General features: G+C 64.7%; 16 protein-coding genes. 8 read left to right on the plus strand and 8 right to left on the minus strand.

Going from position 1 to position 12,793, the window contains the following annotated elements:
* Positions 1-34 precede the first annotated feature (34 nt).
* Genes B5525_RS18385 through B5525_RS18395 form a run of 3 tightly spaced genes read left to right on the plus strand, consistent with a single transcriptional unit; the run spans position 35 to position 3,536 of the window.
* Positions 35-1,327: an adenylosuccinate synthase gene (locus tag B5525_RS18385; RefSeq protein ID WP_079567280.1), complete on the plus strand. Its 1,293-nt coding sequence runs from the start codon at positions 35-37 to the stop codon at positions 1,325-1,327.
* A 37-nt stretch (positions 1,328-1,364) separates the two neighbouring features.
* On the plus strand, positions 1,365-3,047 hold the full coding sequence (locus tag B5525_RS18390; RefSeq protein ID WP_079567281.1) for a hypothetical protein: 1,683 nt from the start codon (positions 1,365-1,367) through the stop codon (positions 3,045-3,047).
* Between the two features lie 45 nt (positions 3,048-3,092).
* On the plus strand, positions 3,093-3,536 hold the full coding sequence (locus tag B5525_RS18395) for a DUF5413 family protein (RefSeq protein WP_079567282.1): 444 nt from the start codon (positions 3,093-3,095) through the stop codon (positions 3,534-3,536).
* A gap of 71 nt (positions 3,537-3,607) precedes the next feature.
* On the opposite strand, the gene B5525_RS18400 is transcribed toward B5525_RS18395, so the two are convergent.
* Positions 3,608-3,853, minus strand: a complete 246-nt coding sequence (locus B5525_RS18400; protein ID WP_079573517.1) for a GCG_CRPN prefix-to-repeats domain-containing protein — start codon at positions 3,851-3,853, stop codon at positions 3,608-3,610.
* 37 nt (positions 3,854-3,890) lie between these two features.
* Positions 3,891-4,130, minus strand: a complete 240-nt coding sequence (locus B5525_RS18405) for a hypothetical protein (protein WP_079567283.1) — start codon at positions 4,128-4,130, stop codon at positions 3,891-3,893.
* Positions 4,131-4,405: 275 nt separating this feature from the next.
* Between B5525_RS18405 and B5525_RS18410 the strand changes: the two genes are divergently transcribed.
* Positions 4,406-5,368 carry an AraC family transcriptional regulator gene (locus B5525_RS18410; protein WP_079567284.1) on the plus strand — a complete coding sequence of 321 codons (963 nt, stop codon included), beginning with the start codon at positions 4,406-4,408 and terminating at the stop codon, positions 5,366-5,368.
* Between the two features lie 49 nt (positions 5,369-5,417).
* On the plus strand, positions 5,418-6,002 hold the full coding sequence (locus B5525_RS18415; protein ID WP_079567285.1) for a DUF4112 domain-containing protein: 585 nt from the start codon (positions 5,418-5,420) through the stop codon (positions 6,000-6,002).
* 74 nt (positions 6,003-6,076) lie between these two features.
* Here the strand turns inward: B5525_RS18415 and B5525_RS18420 are convergent, their stop codons facing one another.
* The 4 genes from B5525_RS18420 to msrA all read right to left on the minus strand — a co-directional run bounded on the left by B5525_RS18420 (position 6,077) and on the right by msrA (position 8,134).
* A complete protein-coding gene (locus B5525_RS18420; protein ID WP_079567286.1) occupies positions 6,077-6,373 on the minus strand; it encodes a hypothetical protein in 297 nt (98 codons plus the stop codon).
* 225 nt (positions 6,374-6,598) lie between these two features.
* A complete protein-coding gene (locus B5525_RS18425; protein ID WP_079567287.1) occupies positions 6,599-6,763 on the minus strand; it encodes a DUF3309 family protein in 165 nt (54 codons plus the stop codon).
* A 211-nt stretch (positions 6,764-6,974) separates the two neighbouring features.
* The gene (msrB, locus tag B5525_RS18430; protein ID WP_079567288.1) at positions 6,975-7,388 is read right to left on the minus strand and encodes a peptide-methionine (R)-S-oxide reductase MsrB; all 414 of its coding nucleotides are present in this window, start codon (positions 7,386-7,388) and stop codon (positions 6,975-6,977) included.
* A gap of 26 nt (positions 7,389-7,414) precedes the next feature.
* Positions 7,415-8,134, minus strand: coding sequence for a peptide-methionine (S)-S-oxide reductase MsrA (gene msrA, locus B5525_RS18435; RefSeq protein WP_079567289.1), 720 nt, complete (start codon positions 8,132-8,134; stop codon positions 7,415-7,417).
* Positions 8,135-8,491: 357 nt separating this feature from the next.
* On the opposite strand from msrA, the gene B5525_RS18440 reads away from it, so the two are divergent.
* Positions 8,492-8,992, plus strand: a complete 501-nt coding sequence (locus tag B5525_RS18440) for a DUF488 family protein (RefSeq protein ID WP_197687932.1) — start codon at positions 8,492-8,494, stop codon at positions 8,990-8,992.
* A gap of 232 nt (positions 8,993-9,224) precedes the next feature.
* Here B5525_RS18440 and B5525_RS18445 read toward each other — a convergent pair whose 3' ends face one another.
* Positions 9,225-10,118, minus strand: a complete 894-nt coding sequence (locus tag B5525_RS18445) for a PaaI family thioesterase (protein WP_079567291.1) — start codon at positions 10,116-10,118, stop codon at positions 9,225-9,227.
* A 180-nt stretch (positions 10,119-10,298) separates the two neighbouring features.
* On the opposite strand from B5525_RS18445, the gene B5525_RS18450 reads away from it, so the two are divergent.
* Together B5525_RS18450 and B5525_RS18455 are read left to right on the plus strand one after the other, a co-directional pair.
* Positions 10,299-11,171 carry an SDR family NAD(P)-dependent oxidoreductase gene (locus tag B5525_RS18450; protein ID WP_079567292.1) on the plus strand — a complete coding sequence of 291 codons (873 nt, stop codon included), beginning with the start codon at positions 10,299-10,301 and terminating at the stop codon, positions 11,169-11,171.
* 98 nt (positions 11,172-11,269) lie between these two features.
* Positions 11,270-11,671 (plus strand): MarR family winged helix-turn-helix transcriptional regulator, encoded by a 402-nt coding sequence (locus B5525_RS18455; RefSeq protein ID WP_197687933.1) that lies wholly within the window; start codon positions 11,270-11,272, stop codon positions 11,669-11,671.
* 892 nt (positions 11,672-12,563) lie between these two features.
* On the opposite strand, the gene B5525_RS18460 is transcribed toward B5525_RS18455, so the two are convergent.
* Entirely contained in the window at positions 12,564-12,782 is a 219-nt protein-coding gene (locus tag B5525_RS18460) for a DUF2945 domain-containing protein (RefSeq protein WP_079567294.1), read from the minus strand.
* Between the last annotated feature and the right edge of the window lie 11 nt (positions 12,783-12,793).

The raw sequence follows: 12,793 nt of genomic DNA on the forward strand, positions 1-12,793 counted from the left end.
CGTGTGAATTCAGTGGCAGAGGGAATACCTGCGAATGGCCAATGTTGTCGTCGTCGGCGCCCAGTGGGGCGACGAAGGGAAGGGCAAGATCGTCGACTGGTTGTCGGAGCAGGCCGACATTGTCGTGCGCTTCCAGGGCGGCCACAATGCCGGCCATACGCTGGTCATCAACGGCGAGACCTACAAGCTGGCGCTGCTGCCGTCGGGTGTGCTGCGGCCCTCGAAGCTTGCGGTGATCGGCAACGGCGTGGTGTTCGACCCGCAGGCCTTCCTCGACGAGGTGAAGAAACTGAGGGGCCAGGGCGTCGCCGTCAGCCCGGAAAACCTGCGCGTCGCCGAAAACGTCACGCTGATCCTGCCGCTGCACCGCGAACTCGATGCGCTGCGCGAATCCGGCAACGCGGTCACCGCGATCGGCACCACGCGGCGCGGCATCGGGCCGGCCTATGAAGACAAGGTCGGCCGCCGCGCGATCCGGCTGATGGACCTCGCCGATCTCGACACGCTGCCGCACAAGATCGAGCGCCTGCTGTCGCATCACAACGCGCTGCGCCGCGGCCTCAATCTGGAAGAGATCGACGGTGCGGGAATTTTGAAGGAACTGACCGCGCTGGCACCGCAGCTTCTGCCTTACGCCGAAACGGTGTGGCGGCTGCTCGACATCAAGCGCCGCGAGGGCAAGCGCATCCTGTTCGAGGGCGCGCAGGGCGCGCTGCTCGACGTCGACCACGGTACCTATCCCTATGTCACCTCGTCCAACACGGTGGCGGCGCAGGCCGCGACCGGCACCGGCATGGGCCCGGGCTCGGTCGGCTACGTGCTCGGCATCTGCAAGGCCTACACGACGCGGGTAGGCCAGGGGCCGTTCCCGACCGAACTGCATGACGAGATCGGCGAGGAGATCGGCCGTCGCGGCAAGGAATTCGGCGTCAATACCGGGCGCAAGCGGCGCGTCGGCTGGTTCGACGCCGTGCTGGTGCGCCAGACGGTGCGGACCTGCGGCATCAACGGCCTGGCGCTGACCAAGCTCGATATTCTCGATGGCTTCGACAGCATCGAGGTCTGCGTCGGCTACCGCCTGGACGGCAGGGAAATCGACCATCTGCCGGCCGGCGAGGGCGCGCAGGCCCGGGTAGTGCCGATCTACGAGACCATCGAGGGCTGGAAAGAGCCGACCGCCAACGCGCGTTCCTGGGCGGATTTGCCGGCCCAGGCCATCAAATATGTCCGCAGAGTGGAGGAACTGGTGGGCTGCCCAATCGCGCTGCTTTCCACCAGCCCCGAACGCGAGGATACTATTCTGGTACAGAACCCGTTCGAGGCTTAACAAGATGCTACCGCAAGGCCCACATTGTTGAGTAGAGATGGCTGACTACTACCCGCTGATCGCCCGCGCTATTGCCGGCCTGGATCCCAGTGCTCCCGGCGAGAGCCGCCGCGCGCTTTACGAGCGGGCCCGCGCCGCGTTGATCGCGCAACTGCGCAGCGTCGATCCGCCGCTGAGCGAATCCGAAATCACCCGCGAGCGGCTGTCGCTGGAGGAGGCCGTGCGCAAGGTCGAGTCCGAGGCGGCCCAGCGCGCCCGTGAGGCCTCGCGGGCCGGGGACGCTGCGCGCTCCGGGGACGCTTCGCGCTCCGGGGATGCTGTGCGCGCGGCCGGAGGCGGCGGCGACCGCGCCCGTGCCGGCGATGCCTTCCGCGCCACCACCAGGCCCTCGCCGCGTCCGGCCGAACCGGCGCTGCCAGCCTCAGACTCGCCATCCTCAGTCCAGCCATCCGGGGCGCCATCGCGCCCCCGTCCGCCTGCGCCGCCGCCATCGGCATCGCGAAACGAGCGTCCGCCGCTCGGCCAGGATGACCGTCCGCAGCGCAATCTTCGCGCCGATGCGCCGCCACCGCGCCCGCAGCCGTCGCAGCCGCAGGTCGGGATGCAGGAGCCGGCGCTGCCGCCGACCCGCGAACGATCGGGCTCGCCGCGCCGCGGGCCCGACAACAACGCGCCGCAGGCGCCGGGCATGCGCGGCTTTCGCGATATCGCCGCCGACGCCGACGATCTCGGCCGCGCCGCGGCGCAGGCCAGCCGTGCCGCGCGAAAGACCTATGCCAACGTGCCGTCGCCTTCGCCGGAGTTCGACCGGCTCGAGCCGAGCATGGAGAACCGCGGCGCCGATCCCGACCAGCCCTATTCCTATGACGAATCCGCCGAGGAGGCCGAGCGCTATGCGCCGCCGTCGTCGCGCTCGCGGATCGGGGCCGACCGCGAGCCGAAAAAGCGCGTCCGCACCGGCGCGGTATTTCCGTTCAAGAGCGCGATCGCCATCGGCGTGGTGCTGATCCTGGTCGGCGCCGGGATCCTGTGGGGCAAGTCGCTGGTGACGACCGTCAGCGGCCTGTTCAAGCCTTCGACACAAGTGATGGAAGCGCCGAAAGACGCCTCGCCTTTGACCAAGCCGAAGATCGCCGATCGCGTCGGCCAGCCCTCGTCCTCGGACGACCAGGTCGCGCCGGTAGCGCAGAAGGTGGTTTTGTATGACGAGGATCCCTCCGATCCCAAGGGCAAGCAATATGTCGGCTCGGTGATCTGGCGCACCGAACCGGTCAAGGCCGCCGCCGGCCAGAAGGCCGATATCGCCGTGCGTGCCGACATCGAAATCCCCGACCGCAAGTTCAAGATGACGATGTCGTTCCGCCGCAACACCGACACCTCGCTGCCCGCCAGCCACACCGCGGAGCTGACCTTCATCCTGCCGCCGGATTTCACCGGCGGCGGCGTCGGCAACGTGCCGGGCATCCTGATGAAGTCCAACGAGCAGGCCCGCGGCACGCCGCTCGCGGGGCTTGCGGTCAAGGTCACCGACGGTTTCTTCCTGGTCGGCCTGTCCAATGTCGACGCCGATCGCGCGCGCAATCTGCAGCTCCTGAAGGAGCGCTCCTGGTTCGACGTGCCGCTGGTCTATGTCAACCAGCGCCGCGCCATCATCGCCATCGAAAAGGGCGCCCCCGGCGAGCGCGCCTTCAACGACGCATTTGCGGCGTGGGGGGAGTAGGCCAGGCCTGCATCCGTCAAGCCCTGCAAACTTCGCGAGGTGGACATGAAGCGGTATCTGATCTTTGCGGCGCTCAGTCCGCTGCTCGGCGGATTTATCCTGCTGTTCGTGACCACCTACATGTCCGGCTACTGGACCCACACCGATTGGTCCGAGGTGGCGAAGCTGTTCGTGGTGTTCGCCAAGACGCTGCAATACAGCTATCTGTTCGGTCTGCTGCCGACCCTGATGATGGCGGCGGTGGATGATATATTATGGCACGTCAGGCGCGTCAGTCCGGTGCTGCGCATGCTGATCGTTGGCGTGCTGTCGTTCTTCGCCGCCGAACTGCTGTACGGTTCGCGCGGGCCGGACAGCGGCCTCGTCCAGTTCCTGCTCTACGGCCTGGTCGGCTTCATCCCCGCCGTGATCTGTTCATGGCTGGCGCATGAGGCGATCGACGAACTGGCGACGGTCGTCCACGAGCAACCCGCCGCGGAAAGCAAGTAAGTTTCCCAGCGGCGAAAAGCGGCGGACCGTTCGGCCCGCCGCTTGACGTTTCAGCAGACGATCAAGAGCCCTCAGCGGCCGTTGCCGCGGCAGCCGCCGCCCGGGCCGATGTGAAAGCCGCGCGGGCAGGCATGCGCCGCCGGATTGGCGAAGTTGCGCAGGCATCCGCCGTAGGGGCCGCGGTGCCAGCCCGGGCCGCATCCGCCCGCAACCGCGATGACGTCGCTGTCGGCAGGCGCGAGCGGCGCCAGCGGCATCGCATGGGCGGCGCCCGACAGGGTGCCGAGCAGGAAAACGGCTACGATCAGTCTGTTCATGAATATCTCCGTTCGCATCGATTGAGGGGGATACGTGTCAGCCGCCGGCGAAGGCGAGGCCGGCACGGACTTCACCGATCGCCTGATCGATCAGCGTCAGGCCGCGTTCGCGGTGACCGCCCTTGTTCGGGGTCGCGGCGGCGAGTTCGGAACGCGCCGATTGCAGCAGCGCAATGCTCTCGGCCATATGCGGCTGCGCGCCGATGGCATAGCCGATGCCGACGCTGGCGGCGATAGCCGTGCCGAGCAGCATCCTGGGCGCGTAAGATGACGTCATGTCGTTTTCTCCTTTGGCGTTTTTTAAATCGCGGGGGACGATCCGGGTGAGGGAATGCGGTGCCGGCGCGAAGCACCTGCGGCCGCATCGCCGCATCGGTATGTCAGGGCATCGGCCCGGTCTTGGACTGGCGGGCGTCAGGTGACCGCGGATTTGGACTGTCCGGCGCTATTTCATTCACAGGCAAGTGTTGATAGCCTTGGCAAAGCTTCAGGCCGCGTTCACCTCGGGTGGGCAAATTATTCGCGTCGTCTTTTTTTGGTTTTTGCCCGTCGATGTCCGTGATCAGCAAGACGCTTTCGACCGACATGCTGCCGCAGGGCCTCGACGACCGGCAGCGTTTCCTGTTCTTCGCCGAGCTGTTCGAACATTTCTCCAACACCGGCGAGCTCGATCCGGCTCCCGATGTGCCGTTCCGCGCCGCGATGAATTCCATCCATATCGGCACCACCATGCTGGGCCGCTGCGACGGTACCTTCACCACGGTCAGGCGCGAACGCCGCCAGGTGCTGCAAACCAATGACGACCGCTATTGCCTTGCGCGCAACACCGGCGATCGCGCGGCGCAGGTGGTGCATCGCGGCCGCGAATTCACCATGCGGCCGGGAGCGATGGTGCTGCTCAAGCTCGACGAGACGTTCTTTTCCGCCGACGGCGCCAGCTACAAGCGTTTCACCAATGTGCATTTGCCGATGGCGGCGCTGAGGGCCGTGGTCGCGGGCGTCGACGATCTGGTCGGGCGCGAGCTCGAGCCCGGCGGCGCGCTGTCGCTGGCGATGGACTACAGCGACCTGCTGCTGCGGCACCCGGCGGCGGTCGACGAAGCCGGAATGGCGATCGCGCAGCATCTGATGGATCTCGCCAGCCTCGGCCTCGGCGCCCGCGGCGAGCTTGCGCTGGCGGCGCAGCGCGGCGGCCTGCGCGCGGTCCGGCTGAATGCGGTGCTGGCGATTCTGTCGCGGCGCTTCGCCGAGCCGGACTTTTCCGCGCACAAGCTCGCAGCGGCGGCCGGCCTGTCGGAGCGCTATGTCAACGAGCTGTTGTATGAGACCGGCGCCGGCTTCACGATGAGGCTCAACGAGCTGCGGCTGCGCAAGGCGGCGGAGTTGCTGGCCCAGCGCGGCGAGCGGCGGATCAGCGATATCGCCTTCGAATGCGGCTTTAACGATTTGTCGTATTTCAACCGCTGCTTCCGCCGCCGCTTCGGGCTGACGCCGTCGGCGGCGAGCGGACCCTAACCGCGACGGCATGACGCAACTTGCGCCCGCATCGCGCGTTACCCATGTGATGTCCATGTCGAATGAAGAGATTCTCGTCCCCAATCCCGCGCGGTCAGGGAAAAACTCCCGCGCCCATTTTGGCGGGACGCATCCGCGCGGCCCGATCATCGATCAGGACGGGCGCGAAATTCCCGAGGCCTCGCTCGGGTCCCAGTTCCAAGGCTTCGGCTCTGATGACTTCCGCTCTGAAGGCTTCCGCTTCGATGGCTTTCGCTTCGATTTCGGTGGCGCCAATCCGTTCCGCAACCTCACCCGCGAGCAGCGGCTGGCGCGGCTCGACGCCATCGCGAAGCTTCTGGACATCGCCTTCATCCTGCCCGGCACCAAGATCCGCTACGGCGTCGACGGCATCATCGGCCTGATCCCGGTGGTCGGCGATCTCATCGCCGCCGCACTGTCGCTATGGCTGGTGCGCGAGGCGCGCGCACTCGGCGCGCCCTGGCACATCACGGCGCGGATGCTCGGCAATGTCGCGATCCAGGGCGTGGTCGGAGCGGTGCCGGTCGCCGGCGACGCGTTCGACGTGCTGTTCCGTGCCAACATCCGCAATGTGCGGATGCTGCGACGCTGGATGGACAAGCAGGCGCGTTAGCGCATGATCCGGAAAAGTGGATACCGGTTTTCCGAAGAGATCAAGCGCAAGAAAACAACCGCGTGGCAGCGCGATCAAGCGGCCTCGGTGTCGGCCTTGTCGCTGGCGGGTGCCGGCTCGGGCTTGCGCGGGCGGCGCTCCAACGGGAAATCCTGGCTTTCATACAGCGTGCGGATGCCGCTCTGATCGAAGCGGGCCTCGTCAACCTGCAGATAGGCACCATTCAGCGAATCCGCCGGCAACTCCTCGATCGCGAAGCGAACCGCTTCGGCCGCGGTGCCAAATCGCCGATACGCGAAACCCGCCCGCTTCTTCTTGCGGATCGCGGCGGGAAACAACTCGGCAGCAGTATTGAAGCTGAAGGAAGCCATGGTCAGGGACCTCTGATCTTTTTAGTGAGAACGCGATTGCGAAATCGCGAACGGATCGCACGGACGCACCTGGCGGCGCCGGTACACGGTACACGTCATTTCAGGACAGCCTTTAATATAGGCCTGTTTGACAGAAATGCGACTCCTGAAGCGCCCGATGATGAATCCGGGAACCTTGGGTCGGGATCCAAAATAAACCCTTTTATTTCAATGTGTTGCCAAGGATTACAGCTTGCCGAGCAGCAGCAGGATCAGGAGCACGACCAAAATCACCCCGCCGATCCCCATGCCGGAATGGCCCATGCCGTAGCCGTAGCCCCCAAACCGGCCGCTGAAGCCGCCCAGGAGGTAAATGATCACGATGATGATGAGTATCGTTCCGAGCGACATGGCACACTCCCCGAAGGTGACCGGCAGATGACATTCCGTCACCCCGCCCAGAGAAAAGCATATCGCGGGATTTGGTTCCAGCGAAGGAACCCTAGCGCCGTCGTTCCGGGGCGATGCGAAAGCATCGAACCCGGAACCTCGAGATTCCCCGATGCGCAATTGCGCATCTGAGGTCTGGTGCTAACGCACCATCCGGGAATGACGAGTGAGCCTACTTCGGCTGCAGCTTCAGCGCGGCCGAATTGATGCAATAGCGCAGGCCGGTCGGGCCGGGGCCGTCCTCGAAGACGTGGCCGAGATGGCCATTGCATTTCGAGCACAAAACTTCGGTGCGGACCATGCCGTGACTGACGTCGCGCTCCTCGTCGACATGGCTCTCCGCCGCGGGTGCGGTGAAGCTCGGCCAGCCGCAGCCGGAATCGAACTTGGCGTCGGATTCGAACAGCGTCTGCCCGCAGCCGGCGCAGGTATAGGTGCCCGCCCCGTGCTCATGCTCGTATTCGCCGGAAAACGGGCGCTCGGTCGCCTTCTCGCGCAGCACCGCGTACTGCATCGGCGTCAATTCCTTGCGCCACTCGGCCTCGCTCTTCTCGACCTTGCCGGTCATCGTCTTGGTGTCGGACATGTGATCTCCGTGAGTTGCAAATCCCGTCAGTTGGTGACCTTGGCGCTGCTCACCAGCGTCGGCTTGTCCTGATAATTGTCGGCGAACAGCTTCTTCAGGTTCTCGACCTTCGGGATGTCGTTATAGGCAATATAGGGCTGGCTCGGGTGCAGCGTCAGGTAGTCCTGGTGATAGGCTTCCGCCGGAAAGAACCCCTGCAGCGGACCGACCTTGGTCACGATCGGCTTCCTGTAGACCTTGGCGGCGTTGAGCTGGGCGATATAGGCATCGGTTACCTTCTGCTGCTCGTCGGAGGTAGTGAAGATCGCCGACCGGTATTGCGTGCCCGAGTCCGGTCCCTGCCGGTTCAGCTGGGTCGGATCGTGCGCGACCGAGAAGAAGATCTGCAGGATCTTGCCGTAGCTGATCTTCTTCGGGTCGTATTTGATCTCGACGGACTCGGCATGGCCCGTGGTCCCGGTCGAGACGGTTTCGTAAGAGGCGGTGGCCTTGCTGCCGCCGGCATAGCCGGACACGGCGTTGACGATGCCGGCGGTGTGCTGGAACACGCCCTGCACGCCCCAGAAGCAGCCGCCGGCAACGACGACGGTCTGGATGCCGTCGGCGGCCTTGGCGTCCATAGCGGGAGCGGGGATCACGACGGCATCCTCCGCGGCCAGCGACGGCGCGATCGCAACGGCGGATATGGCCAGCGCGCCGAGGGCGGCGGCGCAGAGCGCAAGGCGGCTGAATTGGCTACGGGACATCGGATTTCCTCTCGGCGGATGAATGGGCAGTCTAGGGCGGTGGCCGCTATTCGCAATCGGAGCCGGCCTGCCCGACGTTCCAAAATACGCAGCCGGACGGCACTTGTTACCGCCCGATGGACACGAGTCCGTGAATAAATCGCGCCGGTCCAGGGCGTCAGCGCGGAGAGCGGCGCGTGCCCGCCTTTCGGGAGCGCGAGCGACGAAGCTATGGATTGCTTCGCGCGCGCCCGAGAGTATCAGCAACCGCACGACGGCTATCCCATTTTCGAATGAGAATTCTGCATGAGCGAGCATCCTCCTCCAGAGACGGTGCATTGGCCGAAAGACGCGATCTTCACCGTCGGTCATTCAACCTTGCCCATCGAGCGTTTTGTCGCCCTGCTGCGAGCCTATGGCATCGAACGCCTCGCGGACATCCGGACGGTGCCCCGTTCGCGCCACAACCCGCAATTCAACGACACCGCGCTGGCTGGCGCGCTGGCGGCCGAGCACCTCGAATATATACCCATGCAAGCGTTGGGCGGATTGCGGCATGCCCGCAAGGATTCTCCCAACGCCGGCTGGCGCAACGCCAGCTTTCGCGGCTACGCCGATTATATGCAAACGGACGAATTTCAGGCGGCGCTCGACAGGCTCATTCAGATAAGTCGTGAAAAGCGCGTGGCCATCATGTGCGCCGAAGCGGTGCCCTGGAGATGTCACCGTTCTCTGGTTGCCGACGCGCTCGGGGTGCACGGCGTGCCGGTGATCGAGATTTTGTCGGAGAGCAGCTACCGCGCGCACAAGCTCACACCGTTTGCGCATCTGGACGGAACGCGAATCACCTATCCGCCCGCGCAAGCCAAGCTATTGTAGTTACTCCAGCTGCTTTGCCAGGACGCGAACGTGCAAACGCGGACCCAGTCGGGCGTGGGAATTTTCATTTTGTCGTCGCGAAGTAGATCGTTGGCAAGCAGGCGCTTTCGTCATTGCGAGGAGCGTCAGCGACGAAGCAATCCACACTTGCTGTGCTGCCCCATGGATTGCTTCGCGGAGCCTGTCATCGGGCGCGCATTCGCGCGACCCGTTGGCCCGCAACGACGCTGATCTACTCCTCATCGGCGCCCGGCATCTGCCTGAGCATAAAATGACCGAACGCGGAGGCGATGGGTTTGGCGGGATCGTCCTGCCAGGCTTTTGCCTCGAACGCGACGACGCGGCGGCCCTGCTTGACGATCGAGACGTTGGCGTAGCTGTCCAGCGCGCGGCCGGAGCGCAAATAATTGACGGTCAGGGCGATCGGCTTGGGCAGCGCAGAGACGGCGAGCTCGCGCGTCACGCCCACGATCGCGGTGGTTTCGAGGAACGCGCCGGTCATGCCGCCGTGGATGGCGGGCAGGATCGGATTGCCGATGATCTTTTGCGAGAACGGCATCACTAGCGTGCCGTCGTCACCGACGCGGATGCCGAGACAGCGCGCGAACGGGCTGTTGGCGAACGGGCCGGCGGGATCCTCCGGCGCTTCGAGCGCCGGCGGCGCGCCGTCGTTCAGCCGCACGTCGGTCAACATGTTGGTCCGGTTCGCGCCAATCATGAAGCAGGCCGTCGCGGTGGCGACGGGATCGTTCTCGGCGTCCTGGTAGGCCGTCGCGCGCACAAAGGCGATCGAGCGGGTGACGCGGTAGCAGATCGAATGCGCCTTGATGTCGAGGCCGGGCGTCGCGGGCTTCTGGTAGTCGATCCGCAGGTCGAGCGTGGCGATCGCGCGGCTGCCGTCGAGCGCGAGCTGCACGGCCATGCCGCAGGTCTCGTCGAGCATGGCGGTGACGACGCCGCCGTGAAGCACGCCGGTCTCGGTGTCGCCGACAAAGACGGGGCGGTAGGGCAGGCTTGACCAGGCCTCTCCTGCAGCCGCGCGGTCGAGCCTGAGTCCGCTGATATGGCCATAGACGGAACGGCGCTTGCCGATGGCTTCCACGAGTTCGTCAAACGGCAGCGGCATGTTGGCTTTCGAGGATCAGGACATGGCCTGTCCGAGGGTCTGTCGAGATTCATCGGGAGTCTATCACGGCTTCGGTCCGAAAAGGCGCCGACAGAGACTCGCTGCAACGTGCAAGGAAAACCGGGAACCGGCGGTTACAAATGTATTGACACCAGTCAATACATTGATAAGAATAAGGCTATGAACAAAATAGCCTTGATCACCGGCGCGACGCGCAATCTCGGTTTCTCGCTCGCCGAAGGGTTGGCGCAGCGGCTCGATCCCACCGACACCGTGTATTTGACGGGACGCGACCCGGCTCGCGTCACCGAATCCGTGCATCGTCTGTCGAAGGTTCGGGCAGAGGTGTGCGGCGAACCCATGGACGTCGCCATGCCTGACGCGGTCGAACGCCTCGCGGACCTGCTGGCGGCGCGGCATGGCGGCGTCGACATCGTCTTTTCCAATCATTACGCGCGGGTGCAGCCGGACGACGACCCGCGCGTCGTGATCGATCACTATGTCGAGGCTAACAATCTGGGCACGACTAACGTTCTGCGCAGCTTCGCTCCCATGCTGCGCGACGGCGGGCGGCTGTTGGTGGTTGCAAGCCGAGCCGGCAGCCTGCGCGCGCTGGCGCCGGCGCTGCATCCGCGGTTCGAAAACCTGCAATCGCTCGACGATGTCGATCGCGCGGTCTGCGGCTGGCGTGACGCGGTGCGCTCCGGCCGCGCACCTGGCCAGGCCTGGCCGGCCTGGATCAACATTCCGTCCAAGATCGGGCAGGTCGCGGCCGTGCGCGTACTCGCAGGCCAGCGCCGCATCGACGATTTGCGGCGCGGAATCCTGATCGCATCGATCTCGCCGGGTCTGATCGATACCGGAGCCTCGCGTGCCTGGCTCGACCTTACCGGCGCCCCCCAACCCGACGAGGTCGCAGGCCCGCTTCTGGATCTTGCGCTCGACCCCTCGCCGCACGAAGCATTCTATGGCGAACTCGTCCATGTCGGCCGGGAAGAACCGGGCCCGTTCGCCTCGGCGGTACGCAGCGGGTCGATCGTGCCATGGAAGTGAACCGCAAAAGCAAATCATCCGGGCACAAATCTTCCCCCCGCAACCCCGTCGACCACAAGTCCTCGCCGCGTCCGTCTTCCGGGCAGGAGCGCCTCGGCATGCTCGTCAAGCGCGCCGAGCAAGCGATGGTCCGGGCCAAAAGCGCCGCCTTGAAATCCGTCGGGTTGACCCCGTCGCAATACGTCGCACTGTTCGAACTCGATCAGCAGCCGGGCATCACCGCGGCGACGCTGGCACGCGCCTGCCTGGTTACGCCGCAGGCCATGATGATCCTGCTCAATACCATGGAGCAGCAGGGCCTGATCACGCGGTCATCGCATCCACGACATCCCAACGTGCTCGAGCTGCACGTGACCGATGTCGGACGTGAGGCGCTTCACACCGCGCATGGGAGGGTCGACCCGATCGAGCGGCGGGTGTTCGGCGTTTTTTCGCCGAAAGACCAGATCGCCTTTCGCGAGTTTCTGTCGCGCTTCATCGAGGCGTTCGAGGGGAAGTGACTCCTGAGAATGTCCGTTTCGCCGTCGCGGATTTACCAGCAGGTCCGGTGCAGTGCCGGCATTCCGGCCGTGGCATTCACTTCGAGCATGGTGTGTGTCCGGCATCTTGGACCAGACCGCTGCCGCGACGCAAAACATCACGCGGGGCCGACCGGGCGATATGTTCCTTCGGTCGTCGGCGACCCGACGGGCAAATCAGTCACCAGCTCTGTCATTGGCTTGTCCAGCCCCTTTTGTAAAAATATTCGGATTTTCCGAAGACCCAAATCAGTTCTATATCTCCGACCGTCTCATCCCGCTTACGAGGGGCGGCTCGCGATCGTCACGGACGTTGGGAGGAGATGCGGTGGACGCTGATGTGCCTTTGACGAACGGCGCGTGAGGCGGACGGCAAAATCGTGTGGTCCTGACGCCTCGACGCTGGCGTCAAGTTCGTGAGAAGCAAGCTTCTCAGGGATGACGGTGACAAGAAAGCCCGATCGCCGGGGAGAGTACGACATAAGCCGTAAAACCATTGCGTGGGGAATGCCGGATGTTCCCGGTGTGACCTGACTAACGCGTGTGCGTTCTACCACACTCATTGCACACGCGGCTATCGGGCGCATCGGACGCCCGGCATTCCCTGCGCCCTCGTTGTTTGGGAGGGCGGGACTAACGACAAACCTTGCGCAAAACATGCGGCGAGATCGCGAAGTCATGCACAGTGCGCTCCCCTCCCTCCACGCGCCCTTGCGCGTGGCGGGGTCCGAGGCGAGCAAAGCTCGCTCTCGAGGTCGGGGGGAGGGGAGCGAGCGTTTCCGTCGGCTTGTTTGACAATTGAATCCGATAGCCGGGCGGAACCCGAACAAGACGCTGGCCCAGCCCGGGCTTGAGAATCCGGTTCGTGAATGGGCTATTTCGCCGTGAGCCTCCGGAGGGCCGATGCTTTGTGCAAAGCGACATGGTCAGTCTTATCGCTCTTGATTTCATATTGCGGCTCATCCGGACTGGCGTGATGGGTGTATCCTTTGTAGCCCACGTCCGCTGTGTGCACCTTGATAATTCTGCCGCTGACGCGTCCGGCCTCGGAATTCCAGCTGACGTGGTCGCCGACTTTGAAGGGTTTCGCCATTTCAACCTCCG

Source organism: Bradyrhizobium erythrophlei, assembly GCF_900129505.1.
Taxonomy (GTDB): domain Bacteria; phylum Pseudomonadota; class Alphaproteobacteria; order Rhizobiales; family Xanthobacteraceae; genus Bradyrhizobium; species Bradyrhizobium erythrophlei_D.

Excerpts from the sequence above, each read along its gene's own strand:
- B5525_RS18385 (WP_079567280.1), top strand. The coding sequence starts at position 35 with ATGGCCAATGTTGTCGTCGTCGGCGCCCAGTGGGGCGACGAAGGGAAG.
- B5525_RS18390 (WP_079567281.1), top strand. The coding sequence starts at position 1,365 with ATGGCTGACTACTACCCGCTGATCGCCCGCGCTATTGCCGGCCTGGAT.
- B5525_RS18395 (WP_079567282.1), top strand. The coding sequence starts at position 3,093 with ATGAAGCGGTATCTGATCTTTGCGGCGCTCAGTCCGCTGCTCGGCGGA.
- B5525_RS18400 (WP_079573517.1), bottom strand. The coding sequence starts at position 3,853 with ATGAACAGACTGATCGTAGCCGTTTTCCTGCTCGGCACCCTGTCGGGC.
- B5525_RS18405 (WP_079567283.1), bottom strand. The coding sequence starts at position 4,130 with ATGACGTCATCTTACGCGCCCAGGATGCTGCTCGGCACGGCTATCGCC.
- B5525_RS18410 (WP_079567284.1), top strand. The coding sequence starts at position 4,406 with ATGTCCGTGATCAGCAAGACGCTTTCGACCGACATGCTGCCGCAGGGC.
- B5525_RS18415 (WP_079567285.1), top strand. The coding sequence starts at position 5,418 with ATGTCCATGTCGAATGAAGAGATTCTCGTCCCCAATCCCGCGCGGTCA.
- B5525_RS18420 (WP_079567286.1), bottom strand. The coding sequence starts at position 6,373 with ATGGCTTCCTTCAGCTTCAATACTGCTGCCGAGTTGTTTCCCGCCGCG.
- B5525_RS18425 (WP_079567287.1), bottom strand. The coding sequence starts at position 6,763 with ATGTCGCTCGGAACGATACTCATCATCATCGTGATCATTTACCTCCTG.
- msrB (WP_079567288.1), bottom strand. The coding sequence starts at position 7,388 with ATGTCCGACACCAAGACGATGACCGGCAAGGTCGAGAAGAGCGAGGCC.
- msrA (WP_079567289.1), bottom strand. The coding sequence starts at position 8,134 with ATGTCCCGTAGCCAATTCAGCCGCCTTGCGCTCTGCGCCGCCGCCCTC.
- B5525_RS18445 (WP_079567291.1), bottom strand. The coding sequence starts at position 10,118 with ATGCCGCTGCCGTTTGACGAACTCGTGGAAGCCATCGGCAAGCGCCGT.
- B5525_RS18450 (WP_079567292.1), top strand. The coding sequence starts at position 10,299 with ATGAACAAAATAGCCTTGATCACCGGCGCGACGCGCAATCTCGGTTTC.
- B5525_RS18455 (WP_197687933.1), top strand. The coding sequence starts at position 11,270 with ATGCTCGTCAAGCGCGCCGAGCAAGCGATGGTCCGGGCCAAAAGCGCC.
- B5525_RS18460 (WP_079567294.1), bottom strand. The coding sequence starts at position 12,782 with ATGGCGAAACCCTTCAAAGTCGGCGACCACGTCAGCTGGAATTCCGAG.